Genomic DNA, 21,294 nt, shown 5'->3' with positions numbered 1-21,294 from the left:
AAATAAGGAGATGGGTATACGTGAGTGGAGTACGGGAGAAAGTGTCGGCGGATTTTATTAATGAAGCAGAGATTATGGCAGCAGTGGAGCAGGGGAAACAAGAGGCAACAGATCGACACCGTATTTTAGAAATTTTAGAAAAGGGGAGAGCCTGCCGGGGACTGAGTGCGAGTGAAGCGGCGGCTCTTTTGCATGTGGATGAACCTGAATTATTGGAAGAGATGTTCAAATCTTCGAGAGCAGTCAAAGAACAAATTTATGGCAACCGAATTGTGTTGTTCGCCCCTTTATATGTAAGCAACCACTGCGTGAATAACTGCGAATATTGTGGTTATAAACATACCAATGACAGCTTTACTCGTAGCCGTCTGACACCGGAGGAATTGGTGGAGGAGGTTAGAGTGCTTCAAGAACTGGGACACAAGCGGCTCGTGCTGGAAGCGGGGGAAGACCCAGTCCATTGTCCCATTGACTATATCGTCGATTGTCTGCGCCAGATCTATGAGGTCAAGGTGGATAACGGCAGCATTCGGCGGATCAATGTGAATATTGCATCCACAACCGAGGAGGATTATCGGAAGCTGGCAGAGGTGGGTATTGGTACGTATATTTTATTTCAGGAAACGTATCATCGGGAAAGCTATCGTAAATTCCACCTACAGGGACCAAAGCGGGACTTTGATTGGCACACTACTGCAATGGACCGAGCCATGCGTGCGGGGATAGATGATGTGGGGATCGGTGTGTTGTACGGCTTGTATGATTTCCGCTATGAGACCGTAGCGATGCTGAAACATGCCGAGCACTTGGAAGAAGCCTTTGGCTGTGGCCCTCATACGGTTTCAGTTCCACGATTGCGTCCGGCTGAAAATGTAGATCTAGAGCGATATCCGTACCTGGTCAACGATGAGGATTTTATGAAAATTGTATCCGTTCTTCGGCTGGCTGTCCCTTATGCTGGTATGATCCTGTCCACGCGCGAGGAGCCGGAATATAGGGACCGCGTTATTGGTCTAGGCGTGTCGCAGATTAGTGCAGGTTCAGCTACAGGCGTAGGGGCATATGCAAAACAGGAAACTGATGATAAGCCTCAATTTGAGGTGGGGGATCATCGCTCACCATCGGAAATTATTAAAAGTCTGTGCCGTGGCGGATATATGCCGAGCTACTGCACAGCTTGCTACCGCGAGGGACGAACTGGAGATCGTTTCATGGAGCTTGCCAAATCAGGACAAATTCATAATGTATGCCAGCCGAATTCGCTGCTGACCTTCCAAGAATATCTGCTGGATTATGGGGATGAGGAGGCACGTGAACTGGGAGCTGCCGCTCTGCGAGAAAATCTGGAGCGTATACCACGTGAATCGACGCGTCGTTTGACGCTTGACAGACTGGAACGACTGGAAGCAGGCGAACGCGATTTGTATTTTTAGCAATTTATATTATTCGTAGTATCATTTCACGCTATGAAATCTCATAATTTATAATGAACTTGAAAATAAAAAGCAGTCGCGTTGAAATCAGCGCGGCTGCTTTTGTGTGTCTGGAAAAAGTATGAATGACGAGATGAGGTCTTTTAGGAATAACTGCCGGCCTCTACAGCTTGCTCCCATGCCAGCATAGCAGATGGGAAGCATTCAATAGCACGGGGAAAGACCCCCTGTACATAAGCGATGAAAATACCATAGTTCACAATCGGCACGCCGGCAGCTTTCGTTTCCGACATTCGATGAAGCATCGTACGCCGATTGAGCATGCATGCACCGCAATGAATAACCAGTGCATATTCGCTCAGATCATCAGGGAAGCTGGAGCCGGATGCATGCTCGATGATGAGACGTTTGCCTATCGTTTGGCGGAGCCAGCGGGGAATTTTCACTCGACCAATATCGTCAGATTGGCATTGGTGAGTGCAGGCTTCGGCAATAAGTACGCGGTCTCCATCCTTGAGGCGATCAATGGCTCTTGCACCTCGTACCAGTTCGTCCAGATCGCCTTTATGACGGGCAAACAGGATGGAAAAAGAGGTGAGAGGCACATCCTTGGGCGTGTCAGCCGCTACTTTCATAAAAACCTGTGAATCGGTAATGACCAAGCGAGGTTTGCGTCCCAATCTCTCCAGCGTCAATCGTAGTTCATGTTCTTTGGTCACTACGGCGATAGCATCACTCTCTAGTGTATCGCGGATTGTTTGCTGTTGTGGCAGGATCAATCGGCCTTTTGGTGCAGCTTTGTCGATGGGAACGACCAGCACAACAACATCGCCGGGTGACAACAGGTCACCGACGATACGGAAACGATCCTCGTTTTGGGGGAGTGTATTCGTGATAGCTTTTTTCAGTTCCGTGTCTCCCCGGAGCAAAGATGCACTGAAAGGAATCAGGGTGAGATCCAGTTCAGTAGCTAGTTTTGTAGTCGTTTTATCTGATTCTGTAAGGGTATCTATCTTATTCAATACCCCAATAACAGGAATCTTTTTGATACGAAGCTTTTCGAGTAGCTCATGCTCGAATGATCCGACTCCAACGGTGGCGTCGATAACGAGCAGGGCCAAGTCTGTACTATTAAGTATTTCTAGCGTTTTGTTGCGACGCAGCTCTCCGATCTCACCCTCATCGTCCAGTCCGGCGGTATCCACCAAAACAATGGGACCCGCTGGGAGCAGCTCCATCGGTTTGAAAACGGGGTCTGTGGTCGTTCCTCCTACAGGAGATACCACAGCGACGGGCTGACCAGTCAGGGTGTTCAGAATGCTGGATTTGCCTGCGTTACGGCGACCAAGCAGGACGATATGTGGTCGGTTGCTACGAGGGGTATCATTCATTCCCATGTTGAGTTCCTTCTTCCTGCCCCGGAATTCCGGGCTTGGTTACTGTATAGGGATGGCATAATTGGTCAATCCGCGAACGGGTCAGTAGGCCGCGATCTTCTGCAATATCCTCTGGTGTGCGGCCTTGAACAATGGCCGCTGATGCAATGGAGGCAGCTTCATCATAGCCAAGCTCCGCGACCAGCGCAGAAGCCATCACGGCTGAGTTACGTAGATTTGTAATACAGCGTTCCTCACGCACGATCAGGCCACGCACACATCGTTCTTCGAATAGTCGAACCGCGCTGTTCAGAATATGTAGCGATTCCAGCAACGATTCGGCAATCAGCGGCAGGAATGCGTTTAGCTCCAACTGACCAGAGGCAGCGGCCATAGTGATAGCCGCATCTTCGGCTATCACACGCATGGCTGTTAGTCCTGCCATTTCAGCTATTACCGGATTGACCTTGCCAGGCATAATAGAGGATCCGGCCTGAACTGGAGGCAGCGTGTATTCGCCAATACCACCGAAAGGACCAGAGGCCAGTAGGCGAAAATCGCCAGATATTTTGTACAGATTCACGGCGGCTGATTTGAGTAGACCGGACACCTCCACAAAGATATCCATATTTTGAATCGGGTCCATCGGGTGGTCGCTGCGACTCAGTCCAAAGCCGGTCTCATCCGCCAGTTTTTCGACCATCCGATAGCTGTAGGCGAGGGGCGCGTTCATACCTGTGCCAATCGCCGTGCCTCCAATAGGGATTTCCCGCAGCCGCTCTTCGGCCTTATAGAGACGCCAGCGGTCGCGCGCTATAGCCTTTGCATAGGCACCAAAGCCCTGCCCGGCCATCATGGGCAGGGCATCTATTAGCTGAGTGCGGCCTAGCTTGAGTAGGTCGGCATATTCTGTTTCTTTGTGCTGTAAAGCATCCTGTAACGAAGACATTGTGTCACATAAAGGCCGAAGCAGCCGTATCGCTGCAATTCGTAGCGCTGTGGGATAGACGTCATTCGTAGACTGGCAGCAGTTCACATCATCCAGCGGATGTACAATTTCATACTGCCCTGGTCTGCCTCCTAGCTGTACGATGGCCAAATTAGCAATGACCTCATTTACATTCATATGGGTACTGGTGCCTGCGCCGCCTTGCATAGCATCCACGGTAAACATATGTTGGTGCCTCCCGGCGAGTATTTCATCACAGGCATATACAATGGCAGAGGCCCGTTGAACAGGAAGCCGTTTCTGCTCACCGTTCACTTGAGCAGCTACTTTTTTTACCAACACAAGAGCGTGGATCAGGTTTTGGTTCACAGGCCTTCCACTGACTGCAAAATTGTTCATCGCGCGTGCGGTGTGAATACCGTAAAAGGCGTCTGCGGGAATTTCCATCTCTCCTAACGCATCCCGCTCGGTTCGCGTATTTGTAGGCAGAGGGAAACCTTCAGTCATAGACCCGTTGCCGGAATGCGTGTCATATGCAGTAGCTGACGTGCACTTGCAGCGCGTTTTTCCTCAACCCGGGCATGAACCAGATCTGGCTCGACCAGCTTGAGGGCTTGTGTTGGACATTTACCAATGCAGGCCGGGCCGCCGTCCACACCTTCGCACAAATCACATTTGCTGGCAATCATGCGTTCTTTGGGTTGTAAACGGCCTGACATATTGGTGTACAGTCCGTCTTGCACGACAGGCTGCCCGTTTCGATATTCGGGTACCATGGTAATCGCGCCGTAAGGGCAGGCGATCATGCAGGTTTTACAGCCAATGCAGCTTTCACTGTTAATGAGAATGCAGCCATCTGCGTTCGTAATGGAGCCATTCGGACAAGCGTTAGCGCATGGGGCATCCTCACAGTGACGACACTGAACGGGTGCAGTGACTCCAAATGATTTAATAACCTTCAGACGAGGGTGAAAATGAAACTCATCATCCGGTGAAATAAAAGGGTTCTCCGCTGAATGTGCGATGACACATGCGATTTCACAGGTACGACATCCGATACACTGGTCGGGATCAGCTAAAACAAAACGGTTCATACAATTCGACTCCTCTCTAACTAACGACAAATATAATGTATACAGCATAAAAAACTTAACGTATTAATGAATGGAGTAATCCGTATCCCCATTGATAGAAATAGTGCTACTTCGGCTTTGCTTGCCGGGCCCCCGTTGTTGGAAGGTCGTGTGCAGTAGATGATGCGACACATGACCCAGCGGCTCACCTAGAAATTCATCATAAAGTTTAATGATGTGAGGGTTCTCATGCGATTTTCGTACCTGGTGTGCAGCATCATGTCCATAGATGGAGGATTTACGTGCCCGATAAGCGTCAATTCGTTGCTTTTCTAACATGATCTTGGGTTGTCCCCCTCCACTGATACATCCGGCAGGGCAGCCCATCACCTCAATAAAATGATAATCACATTCGCCCGCCTGGACACGATCCAGTAGCTGATAGGCATGCTGTAGTCCGGCGACGACCGCTACCTTGAGTTGCAGCTTGCCTACCTGAACCTCTGCTACTCGAATGCCTTCCTCACCACGTACAAAATCGAGCTGGAGCTTCGGCAATTTTTCATTCGTTAGCAGCTCGTAACCTGTACGGATGGCAGCTTCCATGACTCCTCCAGTGACTCCGAAAATGGAGCCTGCACCTGAATATTGCCCTAACGGTGAATCGAATTCTTCATCAGGCAGGTTTGCAAAATCAATTCCGCTCTGCTTGATCCAGTATGCAAGTTCACGCGTGGTCAGTACCTCATCTACATCACGGTAACCGTCAGATTCCATTTCGGGACGATCACATTCAAATTGTTTACAAGTACATGGCATGATGGCAACGCTGTATATATTCGCAGGTTCCACCTCGTCCAGTTGTGCGCCATAAGATTTGATAAGCGCTCCTAACATTTGCATCGGAGATTTGCAGCTGGATAGATGGTCTAGCAGATCGGGATATTCAATCTCGGCAAATCGGACCCATGCTGGACAGCAGGATGTGAACATAGGCAAGGGACCGCCTTCGGTCACGCGACGTATCAATTCCGTGCCTTCCTCCATGATGGTCACGTCAGCTCCAAAGTTGGTGTCATATACCCGGTCGAAACCAAGGCGGCGCAAAGCAGCAGCCATTTTCCCAGGCGTCAAGGTGCCGAACGGCATGCCGAATTCCTCCGCGAGTGAAACACGAATGGCCGGAGCACATTGGACGATCCGAAACTGTCCAGGTTTGGTCATCATATCGCTTACCTTATTCAAGTTGTAGCTATAATAGGCAGCGAATAGCGGCTCTCTGATGTCGGCAGGCATATCGCGTTCTTGTATACGTTCCAGCCGTCTAGCGGCGCTTTCCTGTGGAGATGAACCTGCCCAGTCAGATGCGTATACGCTGCATATTTGTACACATTGACCGCAAATAACACATCGGTCTGCATTAACGGTTTGTGGTTCTCCAGGCAGTCCCTCTATGGCATCTACTGGACAAACCTCAGCACAGCGTCTGCATCCCGTGCAGAGCGTCGGGTCAATATGAATGACAGGGTCTGTGTAATCAGTCGTCTTCATACAAGGAGGTGAAGAGATCTTGTCTATAGTGGTTGACATGTTTTTCTACCTTTCTGCGGCTGATTTTGACCTTACAGGCGTGGGAAAAAGACTTCCCGCCGAGGCTCTGGAGGCGAGTCGGATATACCTTTGGCCAGCCGTAGGACATGATTCGGGCAGGCATCTACACATGCAGGCTGTCCGTTCTCTGTTTCCACGCACAGATCGCATTTGCTTGCCGCGGTGCGGGGAAGGGCCACTCGATTTGCATGGTGAGTCAGGCCGGACTGCGTCACAAGGTGTCCGGCCCGGTAGACCGGAGACACCTCAATTGCCCCGAAGGGGCAGGCCAAAACACAGGAAGTACAGCCGATACATCGATCCTCATCTATCATGACGACGCCGTCCTCCTGACGAATGGCCTGCACCGGACAGGCATGTGCGCAGGGGGCATTTTCACAATGCCGGCATTGCACCGGCACATACGTATCCCCTGTACGAACAACATACACCTTGGGTACGACAGGAACGCTGACGGTTCCGACCGAAGCTCCTATACCGTTAGCCTGACTGTGAACGGCGAAGCACGCCAGTTCACAGGCTTTGCAGCCGATGCACTGCCCGGCGTCTGCGACTACAAAAGAAGAAGCAACAGCGCTTGTTCTACTGGCTGCTCCCATTCTACTCATCGAAGCTGACCGGGTATCTGTCGGACGGTGCATCATATTCCCTGTGCCGCTCATCTCGTCACCTTATCAGCCAAAACAGCTTCCTGGACGTTCATCTGTTTGCGAATCTGTTGGTACGATTCATGTACATCACGTTCGGCCTGAGCTTGGTCGGCGATCCGTTCCAGGCGGATGGCACAGTATTTTAATTCCGGGGTTTTGGATACCGGATCGAGAAAATCAGCGGTCAGCTCGTTGCATGCTCCAACCCACCAGTGATAGGTCATGTAGGTCGCACCTTGTTGCACACGGTCACTGATTTGTGCCCGAGCCATGATGCGTCCCCGGCGGGAGGATATGGCAACAATTTCGCCATCCAGAATATTCAGATTTGCCCCGTCTTCTGGGCTAATCTGAATAAAGCCAGGCTCATCAGACAACTGGCGTAGCGCACGGCAATTGCCAGTCATGGTACGAACGGAGTAGTGGCCTACCTCACGGACTGTAGACAAGACAAGCGGGTATTTTGCATCCGGTTGTTCTTGTGGCGGACGCCATTCGCAGGCGAATAATCTGCCTTTGCCACTAGGTGTCGAAAATTGATTTCCTTTATACAAATACGGTGTACCTGGATGATCCTCAGTAGGGCAGGGCCATTGTACGCCGCCTTGCTGCTCCATTTTTTGGTAGCAGGCACCGGAGAATAATGGGCTGAGGCTGCGCATTTCATCCCAAATTTCCTCTGTGTTTGCATAGGACATAGGGTAGCCCATGGCGGTAGCAACCTCGCTAATAATAGCCCAGTCTGGCTTTACATCACCCTGTGGCTCGACGGCCTTGCGGATGCGCTGAAAGCCTCGATCTGCCGAAGAATATACACCGTCATGCTCGCCCCAGGCAGTAGAAGGGAGGATGACATCGGCATGCAGCGCTGTTTTGTTCATGAAAATATCCTGGACCACGACAAATTCCAATTGGTCTAGGGCTTCACGCAACTCGGCGGCGTTCGGATCACTTTGTACAGGGTCCTCGCCGAAAATGTAATAAGCTTTCAGCTTGTTCTCCTTCAGAATGAGGTGTGGTACCTCCGTAAGTGGATATCCTTTTTTACGCGGCAGCTCAACACCCCATGCTTTTTCAAACTTTTTGCGAACCGTGGTGTCTGTTACATCCTGATAGCCAGGATACACATTCGGTAAAGCACCCATGTCGCAGGAACCCTGTACATTGTTTTGTCCCCGTACTGGTCCGATACCGACATTCGGCTTGCCCAGATTTCCCGTCAACAGTGCAAGGGAAGCGAGCCCCTTTACCACATCAACGGCCTGTGAAAATTGACATACGCCCATTCCGTACAAAATGGTAGCGGTAGGGGCCTTTGCATATTCCCTCATAGCCGCCCGGATATCGGCCGCCTTGACCCCCGTAATGCCTTCCGCATATTCGGGAGTATATTTTTTAATGCTGTCTACGTATTCGGCAAAGCCTTCTGTGTTTGCTTCCACATATCGTTTGTCGTACAGTCCTTCATGCACAAGTACATGACCAAAAGCGTTCACCAAAGCCATGTTTGAACCGCCCTTTAAGGGTAGCCACATATTCGAAATACGAGCTGTTTCGGTCATGCGCGGATCGCATACAATAATTTTGGCGCCTCTTTGCTTGGCAGCTACAATGCGTCTTGCGACGATCGGATGTGTTTCGGGTGCATTATATCCAAATACGAAAATGAGATCAGAATGTTCAATTTCAGGAATAGAGTTGGACATAGCTCCATCTCCGAGCGAGTAAGTCAAACCTGCCACAGAAGGGCCATGGCATACACGAGCGCAATGGTCAATATTGTTCGTGCCAATGACCGCCCGCATGAACTTTTGCATGACATAATTGGCTTCATTTCCCGGACCGCGTGCGGAGCCCGTTCCCATAATGGAGTCGGGTCCGTATTTTTCCTTAATTGCTGACAGCCGTTCGGCAGTATATTGAATGGCTTCCTTCCACTCCACTTCCTCCATAACTCCATTTTTGCGAATCATGGGCTTGCGCAAGCGTGCAGTCAGAATTTGAGGGTCATTCAAAAAATCCCATCCATAGTGTCCTTTCAGACACAGCGTTCCTTCATTCGTACGACCACCAGCCGGCTCTGCGCCAATTACCTGTCCTTTTTCCACCAGCAAATGAAGCTGACAACCGCTCCCGCAGTAGGGACATACGGTCAATACCTTGTCTGCCATAAGTGCAGCACCTCTTTTATATGAAATAGATGAAACTCGTAACATAAAAAAAGCCAATACAAAAATGCCGCTTTACGCTGCATCCTGTACTGGCTTATCCGCGAGCGAGGAGACAAGGCTCCTTCCCGCTAATCCAACCGGTGTATGTGTTGTAGTTCTAGAGTAATGATAATGTGTCCGTCTCCATGGACGGAGGGGCAGACCTCCCAAGTATAAGTGAAGGGACTACCGAGTGTTTTTTCGGCTTCGTTCATAAACTCCTTTTCCAGATAGGGACGAAGGACGGCCCAATATTCTCTGACCTTGTCCTCAGCCCCTTCATGAACGAGAATTTCGGACAAATTAGACAATGTACCTCGAATTTCTACCGTAATCCGGAGCGGCGAATCCAGTGAAACCTTGACGTTGTCCGGTCCTTTTCCCCGGTAGTGCTTGACAATACATACGGCCAACTTCCTGATGCGCTCACGGTATTCCAATTCGGTATTCAACATCTGGACACTCCGCTTCGAATCAAAATAAAGGCGTACTTGCCGCGCATGCCAGACAGCCTGTGTAGCTGGTTTAGAACAAGACGTAACCGTCCCGACCAAAGTGGTCTGCCCAGCACGGCGTATCACCCTTCTATGGTAGAACAGGTTGGCCCGGAAAGATGTGAAATTCATTACACTGAACCAAAATTTTACATGGATTAGCCCCCTCTTGAAGCAGCTTTACCTCTATGGTTTGTATGATGCTTCTCGTTCTATCGCATTGTTTGTACAGCTCCAATACAAAAGCAGTAGATGAATTTATTATTATTACATTGGACGGAAATGCTAGTCGAACACCAGAAGATATAGATATGTTATCCAAAATGGGTGATATCGTACGTGTCAAGTCGAGACCCATAATAAAGTGGCAGCAAAGCAATTTGGCGCACTCTGCAATCGCTTTCATCATGGTGGTAAAGTGCGGGTTCAAGATGTAGAATCTATGCGAAATTCAGTTGTAGAAGGGCAACTTTAAGGTCGCCAAATGAAGGCTTGAAGAAATTACTGCAACGTGTGGCTGAACATAAAGCCGCAAGTCAAGCCATGTATAAATAAAGAGAAGAGGTCCGTGCTAGAATGCATGGACCTCTTCAACCCTTTAATAATTGATTTTATAAAACTTTACTGTTTAACCAGAACAGATAAATCGCCTTCAAAAACTTGTTCCTCTTTGTGGTTGAAAGTCGACAGCAATACAGTAATGAGTCCTGTTCCATTCCTCATCTCTTTTACTCCAATCACTTCAACAATGGTGTACAATTCGTCGCCTGGATATACTGGTTTAATAAATTTAATATTATTCATAGCAGTTCCAGCAATAACCTCATCACCGTAACTGCCTGTTTCAACCCAAAGCTTAAAAGAAACAGCTAATGTTTGAATTCCTGAAGCAATAATTCCATTAAACCTGCCTTGTAATGCTTTTTTTTCATCTAAGTGCATATATTGCGGGTCAAACTCCCTTGCAAATCTGGTAATGTCCTCTTTAGTTAATTTTAAAGACTTGGTTTTAAATACTTGTCCGATATAAAATTCATGAAACCGCATTATTACACCTCTTGATTAAATTATTTGCTTATTTATATTAGAGTAGCATATATCACCAATCAAGTTAAACTGTCCGTCAGCTTAATGACGTATTGTCCGTCTACAACTTTATATGTAGCGTACAATATGTCCCTTTAAAATTCGTAGCGTTATAGCAACAAAACTAATTTAAGATACTCTTTGGACTACTTATTTTATAACTTCGACATTCGATGCAAATAAATAAAAATTATTGACAACTGTTAAATTATGGACAACAATAGAATGCAATAATATATAAATTTTGGTACTTCTGTATGGAGGGTGGTTTATCTATGGAAATTACACCCACGATTAGAGCGGAATTGGAACAATACCTAAAACAAGAAGGTTTGAGCATGATGGAGTTCGGGCATATTGCAGGCATGAATAGGGGGATAATAAGTAGCATAGTGTCAGGCAATAAATCTATGTCTGTTAACCAGATAGATCGCATTACCGAGGCTATGGGCTTACCAGAAGGCTACTTTTACGACCTATTTATAGAAAACTACATCATCGACACTCCCCCGAATATGAGACGAATAGAGCCATTTTTGTATCGTTGTGCGGAATTGGACAAGCTGGATGCGATCCGTCGAGTGGTGGGAACCATTATGGACAACCTACTCTATTCGCCTAAACTATTTGATATTGCAGAAACATTATTAGCACAGGGACGATATGGTGCGGCACTGATACTCTATGAGAACGTAGCAGAAGTGGAGAAGTACCAGCACTCCGAACGTTTGGCGATCTGTCAGTATCGAATGTTCACGATTCAGGTTGGTGACGACCAAAGCCGCAACCTCAAGGCAGCTATACTATTTGAGCCTTATGTCGAGCGTCTGGATGAAATGGACCAACTTGACGCATTGAAGGATTTGGCGAACGTGTACAGGTCTTTGCGTAAATGGGATAAGGTTGAGGAAATGGCAGGGCAGATGAGAGGGAAAGCGGAAGTACAATATTCCATAAAGCATCAGCAGAAGAATCGAAAGAACAGCGAGCATGTAAAGGAAACCAGAGGGCCGTTATTTGGATACATTGCTTACGCCGATTTGTTGTGTGCTAGTGTTTGTGAAGCCCAAGGCGATTATCAACAAGCTCTACAATATACATACGCCTATGCGAATTTAGATTGGGTCAAAGAGACTGACGAAGATACTCGACACTGGGTAAACTTGTTCAGTCAGTGGGCAGAAGGTAACACGTACGTAAATAAGCTCCTGTCTGGAGATGTTAGCGTGCTGCCAGATTATGTCGAATATATATCGGCAACATCAACCGCTAACGAAAATGAGAAACTCTCAAAGCTGTTGAACGTAATGATAGCGGCTAATCGATATGAAATAGATGTGGATGATGTCCTTTCACGTTTTGAAACGAATATTAATTCTTTTGCTCAACTCCCAACATCATCTGATATATATACCCAACAAGTAATACCAGACTATTTCGCATGGTTTGCTTACGAAATGGCTCATTATTATTTACATCGGGTGAAATACAGTGATGGCTTTAAATACTTGATGTATGCAATGGCAAAGTCATATATAATAACTAATGAAACAAACTTTATAAATTGTATTGGTCTGTTTATGCGTTTTCAAGTCCATGCGACTCCTGAAATCAAAACAGAGTTCTCCAATCTAATTGAAAAGGTGTGGTTAAGTAATGTTGAAAAAAATGGAATGGTTAATCGTTGCGAGTAGCTTTTTGGTTTTCATAATCGTACCCGCTCACAATCATGATCAGCTTATTCAGACCCTTGTACAAATTGGGGGATTCTAAAGCAAAAGAAAGCTCTGCCGACCACAAGGTTAGCAGAGTTTTTTTGGTTCAGGAATTACACACAATTCACCGAATAACTATCTTGATGTGATCAGCATGAACCATACATTTAAAGTGTCAAAGTCGGATATAGAACTTTTTGCAGATACGTTAGGCCAGGTAAGAGTATATGTAGTACAGCCGTTGAGCGATGAGTTGATAACGGTCGTTGACTACGGCGGAGCAGTCGAAAAGTTTTCGCCTGATGCAGTTAAGATAACGAGTCGTATTTCTTTCGTAAGCAGTTTGAATTTAGAGTAGATCTTAAAGAACCTACCAAATTGTAGTCGGTAGCCTTAAAGGTAGACCATAACAAAAAATAGGAGAGGAAAAGAATGAAGAAAAGAATATTTCTGTTCTCGATTTTATCTTTAGCTATAGCAACTACGGTAGGTGCTGCTTCAGCTTCACCAAGTATAAATAGCAAAAACACCATAATTAATCAAAGATCGGGGGGAAGCGCAACTGTAAAAGAATCCTTTAGTGTCCCTAAAGGATGGGGTCATGTTAAACTTCGTATGAAGAATCACTCTGATCATCCAGTAAAGGTAAGTTTAACTCACAGCGGTTCAAACAAACTATATATTGAAGGATTAGTAATCGCTCCTCACGATACAGTGACTTGGAAATCTACTGACCAAGGTTTCAGCGACGGTTTGCGTTCTGGAGACTACATACTTCAGTGGAGAGGCAGCGACTATAAAGTTAATGGGGAAACATGGGGAGTAGCTGATTCACAGCCTGGAAATCTCTAAGTTATCCTAGCTATACAACTGTCCTTCTAGCCGTTTGGTGAGGAGGGTTAATTATGCGTTTGTTCATGCCAACAAGTGAAATCCCCTTAATTGTTCGGGAGAACTTTTTTTCATTGGTCAGTTTGAATTTAGAGTGGATGTGAAAAAGGGCTCCGCTGGTATGTAACCAGTATGGAGTCCTTTGTTGTTTATTATTTAGTTGAATACTCACTTACTTCAAACGTAAGGATTTTGTTGAAAATTACGTAGTCTTTACGGTTGCTGAATGGTCCTTTGTTGTTATTGTGCTTATCAATGGCAAAGAAAGAAGGACCTCTACCAGTATCCTTTGCGTCATACCAAGCGGTGAAAGCATTCAATTCTTTTTTACTCAGATCGAATTCTTTATCAAACCCATTATCCATGGTTACAGTTAGAATAGCACGATCACCAGTTGGTTGTGCTGGTTCTGCTGGATCAGTAGGTTCTGATGAATTAGGGTTTGGTGTTGGATTTGGCGTCGGTATTGGCTTGGGATCAGGTGTTGGTTCAGGTGTGGGTTCTGTCGGTTTGGGGTCTGGTGTTGGAGAAGGTTCCGGTGCTGGTATTGTGTCTTGACTGTAGAAAAAGTCGAGTTCACTTATATTTAAATTTTCAGCACTAAGTGAATAAAGAGTGATAAATCTAACACGATCCACTTTTTTTCCCTTTGGAAGCTTCGTCAGTTCTCCCATTACCTACGTTGGTTTCTAAACTGTCTATCCAACCTGTGTCTTGATCATAAAAAATGATCCTTAAATTTTTAGAATCACTTTTAAGCTTATACGAATCAATTGTCCTATTTGTACCTAAGTCAATCATAATCATCCTAACTGTAGGAAATAAATAGTTTATTTTTCATTGTTATCTGTAATAAGCGTTGTACTTGTTTTGCTTGCGTGAGGTCTATCTATAAAATATTTGTCAGATATCATTGTAACTACATTTTTTCCGTTGGCATAACCTCCAGTATAGGCACTCACTGATGACAATGGGAGGAAAATGGTAATAAGTAAAGTGAAGCATAAAATTAGATTGAGCTTTCTTTTCATGTATAAATCCCCTTTTTGTTTATTTGCTCAGTAATCATACAAAAGCTAATAAGGGATGTTCAAACATTAATGTCTATATATTCAAATATAAGTTTAATAATGTATTTAAATTTTCAAAGAGCACAAGAATCAACTTATTAGTATCTGGTAGCACCTTTATTTTATTATGACAACATATGCGATACTTCGACATGATTCTCCAATTAGTATAGAGAAGATTTAGATACTATGGAGGTGTCATATGATAAAAGGAATCGTAAAAGGATTAATCGTACTCTTGCTGGCAGCTATTTTTTCCGTACAAGGTGTCTATGCTGAACTGACAGCAATCAGTCAACAAGCGGCAGATGGGTATACGCTGGAGTTCCAAAGGTTGAAACCGGAGCACATATTAGGGATGCCATTGCAGCCGGACACTCTGCTGTATGTACAACTGATAGGGATGAAGCGGAGGAAAATAGGAAAGAGTCTTTAAAAGGTGTTCCGACTAAAAAAGGATATGACCGCGATAAATGGCCAATGGCAATGTGCGCTGAAGGCGGTGCAGGTGCTGATATCTGATACATAACCCCTAGTGATAACCGTTGAGCAGGATGATGGGGAAGTAATCAATCAGATAAATACGTTGATGGCACAAAGGTAAGATTCATAGTGAAATAAAGACGAGGGATTCTACAGTTGTTTGGCCGGTAGAGTCTTTTTTATACCTAATAAAAAATAAATATGCAAATATTTGGATTGTATTTATAAATCAGCAAGTTTATGTTTAGACACATTTCTAGGAATATATTACCTTAGTATCTGTTCAGTAGATTACTAGGGGGATTATAATGAATAGAATTTTTGTGAAAACATCTTTATTTTGTGTCTTACTGTTTTTATTAGCGATGCCTGTGGCTATGGCTGCTAATGAAAGCAGTTTAAATACTGTTGAGGGTATGAAAGGGACAACACCGCCATCGGGTACAACAGTAACAGGCTCAAACACCTATATGAATTTTTCACCAGAAAAAGCAATTGACAGAGATTTAAATACACGTTGGCTTTCAGCGGGATATTCAGGTACTTTTCAAATGGATTTTCCAGAGAATGTTAGTTTTAATTACATTCAAATTGCAGCGTATTCAACACCTGAATCAAATCATTCCTTTACTATTTACGGAAAGCAGGACGGAACTTGGAAAGCAATAAGCCCGAATGTGAGTAAACATGTTTATGATAAGCCGACTATTACTGATCCTATAGTAGTAACTAAAGGAAGTTATTCAGGGTTGAAAATTGAAATTAATGGTGGGTCTTCTTGGGTTGCTATATCTGAATTAACACTTGGAACAGCTGACGAAATAAAAGTTACAAACCTAGAGGCAATACCTGGAGATGGTCAGGTTACTCTAAAATGGGATCAAATTGAAAATGCAGAAAGTTATACTGTAAAATACGGAACAGAATCAGATAAGTTCACCGAAACTGCAACAGCTACAAAAGATGCATACGGCAACTTCATTATTCCCGGCCTGACCAACGGAACAAAATATTACTTTGTGGTCAATGCTAAAGTTAATGGCGTTGATTCTGAATACTCCAATGAAGCTTCAGCAACACCACAGGGAGAAGGCGGTCAACCTGCTCCAGAGCCAACTAATGGAGATCGTGCAATATTGGTGGTCACTATGACAACAGGGGTGGAAAAAGAATTCGATTTGAGTATGAAAGAGGTCAATGACTTTATTGCATGGTACGAAGACAAACAGGCTGGTTCTGGATCAGCTTCATACGCAATCAATAAGCACGACAACAACAAAGGTCCATTCAGCAGCCGAAAGGATTATATGCTGTATGATCGTATCCTCACGTTTGAAGTAAGTGAATACACTAAATAAATCAAAAAGCTCAGCTGACCTTAATGGGTTGGTGGAGCTTTTTTTTGTTAAGAAGCCCTTCCTTTAACCAAGACCTCGCATAGCCTATGGAGTATAGTACCCTAAAATAAAGGAGGCGTTACGTGTGGGGGAAATGAAAAGAGACTACGCGGGAATCACTGGAAGAGTTTGGTCATCGGTAGCTGCTGTCTTGGCACTGTTCATTTTGCTGGTAATCATCTTGAAATTAATTCATTTATAAAGATTCTTAAGCTCCATCGACATTTTTTCGAATTGCTGTTTAGCCCTGTACTTTTTATCATTTGGTCATAATTACTGAAACAACGTTTTAGACAGACAAAAGGAACCTCAGCGGTTTTTCCAGAGAAGGTAGGGTATTAACCCCTTAACGACGCCTGATCCATGCCGGAGCGGCTGAAATAAGGTAGACTGATTCATGGAGTCGTCTCTTTTTGGAATGGTTGGTTGGTACTTTCCATTAGCCGAAAAGGCGACTCTTTTTATCCTATTTTTGGTTACTTTAATGTAATAACTGCAGTACCTTGGAAAAGGCGATATGGTTCATTGTATTTTATCCGTTTGAATAATCCATTTTTTAACCTTCGAATTTTAGTTGAGTGTTTTTACTATTAAGCGCTGATAGAGAAATCAGTGCAATGAACCGCCTATATTCACCTCATCTATCCTTATAGCCTTAACCTATCACTTCTATAGATATCATATCTTAGACCAATCAGACATCTCGTGGTATATTGTTGACATTCAAGAGAGAGCCGTTCAGCTTCTCTCCACTAGGTTCGAAAAACACAGGGGTGAATAATGATGAGTAAAAAGACTATGTTCGAGAAAATTTGGGATAACCATGTCATCTATCAGGAAACAGGTAAGCCGAGTATTTTGTACATCGATCTTCACCTCGTACATGAGGTAACATCGCCACAGGCGTTTGAGGGATTACGTCTTAGCGGCCGTCAGGTGCGTCGTCCAGAGCTTACGTTTGCAACGATGGATCATAACGTACCGACTAAGGACCGTTACAATATTACGGACCCGATTTCCAAGCAGCAGATTGATACATTAACTCAAAATTGTCGTGATTTCGGTGTCACGCTGTATGATCTGGATACGGTGGATCAAGGTGTCGTTCACGTTATGGGGCCTGAACTTGGTCTGACTCATCCGGGCAAAACGATTGTTTGTGGTGATAGCCATACCTCCACACACGGGGCGTTTGGAGCACTCGCTTTTGGTATCGGAACCAGTGAAGTAGAGCACGTAATGGCAACACAATGTCTCCAACAAGCCAAAGCCAAAACGATGGAAGTTCGTTTTGTAGGCCGCCGGAAACCTGGTGTGACAGCAAAGGACATGATTTTGGGTGTCATCGCCAAATACGGTACAGATTTCGCTACAGGCTATGTTATTGAGTACACAGGTGAATCTATCCGCGAATTGAGCATGGAAGAGCGCATGACTGTGTGTAACATGTCCATTGAAGGCGGAGCCAGAGCAGGAATGATTGCACCGGACGAAACCACCTTCAACTACTTGCGTGGACGTCAACATGTACCGCAAGGAGACGCTTTCGAGCAGGCGGTTGCTGAGTGGAAAGAGCTTGTCACAGATGAAGGCGCTGAGTTTGATGTCGTGCTGGAGTTTGACGTAGATGCTTTGATTCCGCAAGTAACCTGGGGCACCAGCCCGGGAATGGGTACAGATATTTCTTCAACTGTACCGATTCCGGCAGAACTGCCAACCGAAAATGAACGTAAAGCAGCTGAAAAAGCGCTTGAATATATGGATTTGAAGCCAGGTACTCCGATCACGGATATTGCTATTGATTATGTGTTTATCGGCTCCTGCACCAATGGGCGGATTGAAGATTTGCGTGCAGCCGCTGAGGTTGCCAAAGGCTACAAGGTTTCTGACAAAGTAACGGCCATCGTCGTACCAGGTTCGGGGCGTGTGAAAATTCAGGCTGAACAAGAAGGTCTGGACATCATTTTTAAAGAAGCAGGATTTGAGTGGCGGGAAGCGGGATGCAGTATGTGTCTTGCGATGAATCCAGATGTACTTCAACCGGGACAGCGTTGCGCTTCGACCTCTAATCGTAACTTTGAAGGTCGTCAGGGACGCGGAGGACGGACTCATCTGGTATCTCCAGCAATGGCAGCCGCTGCGGCGATTCATGGACATTTTGTTGATGTACGGGATTGGAAATTCAAGCAGGAAGAAGTAGTCCGCTAGGATACAGAGGAGGAATTACGATGCAAGCTTTCACAACATTAAGAGGAATTGTAGCACCTGTGGATCGGGTGAACGTGGATACAGATGCTATTATTCCTAAGCAGTTTTTGAAACGAATTGAGCGTACGGGCTTTGGACAGTTTCTGTTCTACGAGTGGCGGTTTGATGAAGCAGGCAATATCAATCCTGAATTTGAACCGAACAAGCCTCGTTATGCAGGGGCGTCTGTGCTGATCTCTCGCGCTAACTTTGGCTGTGGCTCCTCACGTGAGCATGCACCGTGGGCGATTATGGACTATGGGTTTCGTTGCGTAATTGCTCCGTCTTATGCAGATATCTTCTATAATAACTGTTTTAAAAACGGTATATTGCCGATCAAGCTGTCTGAAGAGCAAGTAGAGGAATTGTTCCAGCGTACGGCGCAGCATGATAACTACCAATTGAACGTAGACCTGAATGAAAAAACAATCACTGACGACTATGGTCTGAAAATTGAATTCGATCTGGATGAACATCGCCGTCAGTTCCTGCTGCAAGGCTTGGACGATATTGGACTGACACTCCAGCATGAATCTGAAATTCTGGCGTATGAACAAAGACGCGCTGCGAAACAAGGCGCATAATCATAATTCCCAGTTTAGGTTCAATACGAAGCCATATAGCTTGCTCATTTGTTAGACAGAAAGCCCGTACTGGCAATTCTTTTGCCTGCGGGCTTTTATTATGCTCAAAAAAAATTGGAAAATAAGGGGTTGACGGTTCGACTCAGCATGGTATTGTAAATGTAAAATGGTTGAAGGACTGTGTCTGTGAGAAACACCAAAAAATACATATATAAGATAGGGGAATGAGGATGAAGAAATATGGTTGGGTGATACTAGCGGCTATCTTGATTTGGTTGTGGCCGTCCTCCCCTCATGTGAACGCGGCTGGAGCAGATTTGTTTTTAGATGGCAAAAGGGTGGAAGCGCCTGCAGATGCCAAGCCTGAAATGGTTAATGGAAAAGTCATGGTACCGCTCCGGGTGGTCGGGGAGCAGCTAGGGTATCAATTCAAGTGGGAACCACAAGCCTATAAAATCTCAATCCAAAAAAATAGCACAGATATGTCTATGTATGTAGGCCGTACATCGGCTGATGTGAATGGAAAAACAGTTAGTCTGGATGCACCTCCTGTGCTTCGGGGTAGCTCGACCATGGTTCCATTGCGTTTTGTTGGGGAGCAAATGGGTCTAAAAGTAGATTGGAATAATAAAAGTAAATCCGTAAATCTTAGTCAAAAGACAGCAACTCCACAACCGAATAAACAGTCTCAATCCCCACAATCGTCGCAAACGTCAACACAGAGTACAACAAGCACCAATAAAACGTCTTCAGCAACAGCGACGACAATTAATCCAGTTGAAGCAGACAAGCATACTGAAGCTGCATCTTCACCAACCAAGCAGCAAAATACAGAACAGACCGCAGCAAATGCGTTGCTTGTAAAAAATATTACTTTTGAGGGTGAAACGTTAAAGATTTCTCTGAATAAAGATGTTACCCCTAAAGTATCCAAAATGACAGGGAATGATCGTATTGTTGTAGATTTACCCGGGGCTTCACTGGCGACTGATTTTCTTCAGCCGTTCCCGATTCGCACCGATGGCACGCGGGCGTTGACGAATAGTGACAGTGAGGATGTGCAGGAAATTAGATTTGCTCCCGCAGATGGACGAGATGGGGGCGTACGCATTGTCATTGCTTTAAATCAGACACGTGATTACGATCTTTCAACCAATGGCCTAGGCGATATCACCCTTCAATTGCGTGAGCGTAGTGTGAATTCAGCAGTGGTAACACCAACGAATGTCGAAGGACGGCGAATCGTCGTAATTGATCCCGGACATGGTGGCAAGGACCCTGGAGCAGGTAGTGTGACTGGGCGACATGAAAAGGAATTTGCATTGGCGGTAGCGTTAAAGGTCGAGCAACTTCTGCAAAATGATCCTGACATTCAAATCATATTGACTCGTAATGGAGATACGTATCCCACGCTGGATGAACGACCACAGCTCGCTAATAATCAACAGGCTAGCGTGTTTGTTTCTATTCATGGTAACAGTATGCCAGCTTCTAATAACGGAAAAGCTAATGGGTCTGAAACTTATTATGCACGTCAGGAAAGTTTGGACCTGGCCACGATCATGCACAAGCATCTTGTAGCAGCAACCGAGTTCAAGGATAACGGTATTAAGGTGGCAAACCATGTGGTGACAAGAAAATCACAAATGCCTGCGGTACTACTGGAATGTGGCTACCTTAGTAATCTGTCAAATGAAGCGGCCATGTTCACAGAAGAAACACAGCAGAAGATTGCCGAAGGTATTGTCGATGGTCTGAAGGAGTACCTTGGAACGGGCACAGGAGCAACTGGATCACTTAACTAAAAGGATATTTGCAAAAAGCTACTTTCCACCTTTTAATGAAAATTCATGGGGGGTGAAAAGTAGCTTTTTTAGTTTTTTCGGCTGTGACTTTTGACGGAAAACGAATGATCCATTTTTTTAGTCAAAATTCGACAAAAATAGTTCTTTGGCACGTATATTTCTGTTATGATGGAATATATTCGCAACTTTTGGTGTGAGATAACGTCTAAAAGGTTGTCTG

17 protein-coding genes and 2 pseudogenes are annotated in these 21,294 nt (G+C 45.4%); 9 read left to right on the top strand and 10 right to left on the bottom strand.

Features of this window, described 5'->3' with window-relative positions; all coding sequences use genetic code 11:
• Positions 1 to 20 precede the first annotated feature (20 nt).
• Positions 21 to 1,433, top strand: a complete 1,413-nt coding sequence (gene hydG, locus NSQ68_RS14535) for a [FeFe] hydrogenase H-cluster radical SAM maturase HydG (protein ID WP_342426356.1) — start codon at positions 21 to 23, stop codon at positions 1,431 to 1,433.
• Between the two features lie 143 nt (positions 1,434 to 1,576).
• Here hydG and hydF read toward each other — a convergent pair whose 3' ends face one another.
• The 8 genes from hydF to NSQ68_RS14495 all read right to left on the bottom strand — a co-directional run bounded on the left by hydF (position 1,577) and on the right by NSQ68_RS14495 (position 10,843).
• Entirely contained in the window at positions 1,577 to 2,830 is a 1,254-nt protein-coding gene (hydF, locus tag NSQ68_RS14530) for a [FeFe] hydrogenase H-cluster maturation GTPase HydF (protein ID WP_307345992.1), read from the bottom strand.
• Complete coding sequence (locus NSQ68_RS14525) at positions 2,817 to 4,265, bottom strand: aspartate ammonia-lyase (protein WP_342426355.1); 1,449 nt, start codon at positions 4,263 to 4,265, stop codon at positions 2,817 to 2,819. Before NSQ68_RS14525 ends, hydF begins: the two co-directional genes overlap by 14 nt.
• Positions 4,262 to 4,852 carry a 4Fe-4S dicluster domain-containing protein gene (locus NSQ68_RS14520; RefSeq protein ID WP_013310648.1) on the bottom strand — a complete coding sequence of 197 codons (591 nt, stop codon included), beginning with the start codon at positions 4,850 to 4,852 and terminating at the stop codon, positions 4,262 to 4,264. The genes NSQ68_RS14525 and NSQ68_RS14520 overlap by 4 nt, the downstream gene beginning before the upstream one ends.
• A gap of 63 nt (positions 4,853 to 4,915) precedes the next feature.
• On the bottom strand, positions 4,916 to 6,421 hold the full coding sequence (locus NSQ68_RS14515; RefSeq protein WP_342426354.1) for a [FeFe] hydrogenase, group A: 1,506 nt from the start codon (positions 6,419 to 6,421) through the stop codon (positions 4,916 to 4,918).
• Positions 6,422 to 6,453: 32 nt separating this feature from the next.
• Positions 6,454 to 7,104 carry a 4Fe-4S dicluster domain-containing protein gene (locus NSQ68_RS14510; protein ID WP_342426353.1) on the bottom strand — a complete coding sequence of 217 codons (651 nt, stop codon included), beginning with the start codon at positions 7,102 to 7,104 and terminating at the stop codon, positions 6,454 to 6,456.
• Positions 7,101 to 9,263 (bottom strand): formate dehydrogenase subunit alpha, encoded by a 2,163-nt coding sequence (gene fdhF, locus NSQ68_RS14505; protein WP_342426352.1) that lies wholly within the window; start codon positions 9,261 to 9,263, stop codon positions 7,101 to 7,103. The genes NSQ68_RS14510 and fdhF overlap by 4 nt, the downstream gene beginning before the upstream one ends.
• A 128-nt stretch (positions 9,264 to 9,391) precedes the next feature.
• The gene (locus NSQ68_RS14500) at positions 9,392 to 9,757 is read right to left on the bottom strand and encodes a DUF2294 domain-containing protein (RefSeq protein WP_342426351.1); all 366 of its coding nucleotides are present in this window, start codon (positions 9,755 to 9,757) and stop codon (positions 9,392 to 9,394) included.
• Positions 9,758 to 10,417: 660 nt separating this feature from the next.
• The gene (locus tag NSQ68_RS14495; protein WP_342426350.1) at positions 10,418 to 10,843 is read right to left on the bottom strand and encodes a MaoC family dehydratase; all 426 of its coding nucleotides are present in this window, start codon (positions 10,841 to 10,843) and stop codon (positions 10,418 to 10,420) included.
• A 314-nt stretch (positions 10,844 to 11,157) separates the two neighbouring features.
• On the opposite strand from NSQ68_RS14495, the gene NSQ68_RS14490 reads away from it, so the two are divergent.
• Both NSQ68_RS14490 and NSQ68_RS14485 read left to right on the top strand, forming a co-directional pair.
• Positions 11,158 to 12,576, top strand: coding sequence for a transcriptional regulator (locus NSQ68_RS14490; RefSeq protein ID WP_307345970.1), 1,419 nt, complete (start codon positions 11,158 to 11,160; stop codon positions 12,574 to 12,576).
• A 453-nt stretch (positions 12,577 to 13,029) separates the two neighbouring features.
• Complete coding sequence (locus NSQ68_RS14485; RefSeq protein WP_250245255.1) at positions 13,030 to 13,449, top strand: hypothetical protein; 420 nt, start codon at positions 13,030 to 13,032, stop codon at positions 13,447 to 13,449.
• A 191-nt stretch (positions 13,450 to 13,640) separates the two neighbouring features.
• Here the strand turns inward: NSQ68_RS14485 and NSQ68_RS14480 are convergent.
• Positions 13,641 to 13,919, bottom strand: a pseudogene (locus NSQ68_RS14480) (hypothetical protein); the annotation flags it as partial.
• Between the two features lie 399 nt (positions 13,920 to 14,318).
• Positions 14,319 to 14,519 carry a hypothetical protein gene (locus NSQ68_RS14475; protein WP_342426349.1) on the bottom strand — a complete coding sequence of 67 codons (201 nt, stop codon included), beginning with the start codon at positions 14,517 to 14,519 and terminating at the stop codon, positions 14,319 to 14,321.
• 241 nt (positions 14,520 to 14,760) lie between these two features.
• Here NSQ68_RS14475 and NSQ68_RS14470 point away from each other — a divergent pair, with 241 nt between their 5' ends.
• The 6 genes and pseudogenes from NSQ68_RS14470 to NSQ68_RS14445 all read left to right on the top strand — a co-directional run bounded on the left by NSQ68_RS14470 (position 14,761) and on the right by NSQ68_RS14445 (position 21,074).
• Positions 14,761 to 14,994: a hypothetical protein gene (locus tag NSQ68_RS14470; RefSeq protein WP_342426348.1), complete on the top strand. Its 234-nt coding sequence runs from the start codon at positions 14,761 to 14,763 to the stop codon at positions 14,992 to 14,994.
• Positions 14,895 to 15,179 (top strand): annotated as a pseudogene (locus NSQ68_RS14465) (NucA/NucB deoxyribonuclease domain-containing protein); the annotation flags it as partial. The gene NSQ68_RS14470 and the pseudogene NSQ68_RS14465, both read left to right, overlap by 100 nt.
• A 170-nt stretch (positions 15,180 to 15,349) precedes the next feature.
• Positions 15,350 to 16,399, top strand: coding sequence for a fibronectin type III domain-containing protein (locus NSQ68_RS14460; protein ID WP_342426347.1), 1,050 nt, complete (start codon positions 15,350 to 15,352; stop codon positions 16,397 to 16,399).
• Positions 16,400 to 17,221: 822 nt separating this feature from the next.
• Complete coding sequence (gene leuC / locus NSQ68_RS14455) at positions 17,222 to 18,646, top strand: 3-isopropylmalate dehydratase large subunit (RefSeq protein ID WP_307345964.1); 1,425 nt, start codon at positions 17,222 to 17,224, stop codon at positions 18,644 to 18,646.
• A 20-nt stretch (positions 18,647 to 18,666) separates the two neighbouring features.
• Entirely contained in the window at positions 18,667 to 19,269 is a 603-nt protein-coding gene (gene leuD / locus NSQ68_RS14450) for a 3-isopropylmalate dehydratase small subunit (protein ID WP_342426346.1), read from the top strand.
• Positions 19,270 to 19,499: 230 nt separating this feature from the next.
• The gene (locus NSQ68_RS14445; RefSeq protein WP_342426345.1) at positions 19,500 to 21,074 is read left to right on the top strand and encodes an N-acetylmuramoyl-L-alanine amidase; all 1,575 of its coding nucleotides are present in this window, start codon (positions 19,500 to 19,502) and stop codon (positions 21,072 to 21,074) included.
• The last annotated feature ends 220 nt before the right edge of the window (positions 21,075 to 21,294 follow it).

It is taken from the genome of Paenibacillus sp. FSL L8-0158 (assembly GCF_038592965.1).
Classification (GTDB): Bacteria; Bacillota; Bacilli; order Paenibacillales; family Paenibacillaceae; genus Paenibacillus; species Paenibacillus polymyxa_D.
The sequence above is the reverse complement of the archived record's forward strand: the minus strand, read 5'-3'. Positions and strand labels throughout refer to the sequence as shown.

Bases quoted from the DNA above. Each gene is read 5' to 3' on its own strand.
- NSQ68_RS14490 (WP_307345970.1), top strand. From the start codon at position 11,158: ATGGAAATTACACCCACGATTAGAGCGGAATTGGAACAATACCTAAAA.
- NSQ68_RS14495 (WP_342426350.1), bottom strand. From the start codon at position 10,843: ATGCGGTTTCATGAATTTTATATCGGACAAGTATTTAAAACCAAGTCT.
- NSQ68_RS14510 (WP_342426353.1), bottom strand. From the start codon at position 7,104: ATGAGCGGCACAGGGAATATGATGCACCGTCCGACAGATACCCGGTCA.
- NSQ68_RS14475 (WP_342426349.1), bottom strand. From the start codon at position 14,519: ATGAAAAGAAAGCTCAATCTAATTTTATGCTTCACTTTACTTATTACC.
- NSQ68_RS14445 (WP_342426345.1), top strand. From the start codon at position 19,500: ATGAAGAAATATGGTTGGGTGATACTAGCGGCTATCTTGATTTGGTTG.
- NSQ68_RS14460 (WP_342426347.1), top strand. From the start codon at position 15,350: ATGAATAGAATTTTTGTGAAAACATCTTTATTTTGTGTCTTACTGTTT.
- leuC (WP_307345964.1), top strand. From the start codon at position 17,222: ATGAGTAAAAAGACTATGTTCGAGAAAATTTGGGATAACCATGTCATC.
- leuD (WP_342426346.1), top strand. From the start codon at position 18,667: ATGCAAGCTTTCACAACATTAAGAGGAATTGTAGCACCTGTGGATCGG.
- NSQ68_RS14470 (WP_342426348.1), top strand. From the start codon at position 14,761: ATGATAAAAGGAATCGTAAAAGGATTAATCGTACTCTTGCTGGCAGCT.
- NSQ68_RS14515 (WP_342426354.1), bottom strand. From the start codon at position 6,421: ATGTCAACCACTATAGACAAGATCTCTTCACCTCCTTGTATGAAGACG.
- fdhF (WP_342426352.1), bottom strand. From the start codon at position 9,263: ATGGCAGACAAGGTATTGACCGTATGTCCCTACTGCGGGAGCGGTTGT.
- NSQ68_RS14485 (WP_250245255.1), top strand. From the start codon at position 13,030: ATGAAGAAAAGAATATTTCTGTTCTCGATTTTATCTTTAGCTATAGCA.
- NSQ68_RS14500 (WP_342426351.1), bottom strand. From the start codon at position 9,757: ATGTTGAATACCGAATTGGAATACCGTGAGCGCATCAGGAAGTTGGCC.
- NSQ68_RS14520 (WP_013310648.1), bottom strand. From the start codon at position 4,852: ATGAACCGTTTTGTTTTAGCTGATCCCGACCAGTGTATCGGATGTCGT.
- NSQ68_RS14525 (WP_342426355.1), bottom strand. From the start codon at position 4,265: ATGACTGAAGGTTTCCCTCTGCCTACAAATACGCGAACCGAGCGGGAT.
- hydF (WP_307345992.1), bottom strand. From the start codon at position 2,830: ATGGGAATGAATGATACCCCTCGTAGCAACCGACCACATATCGTCCTG.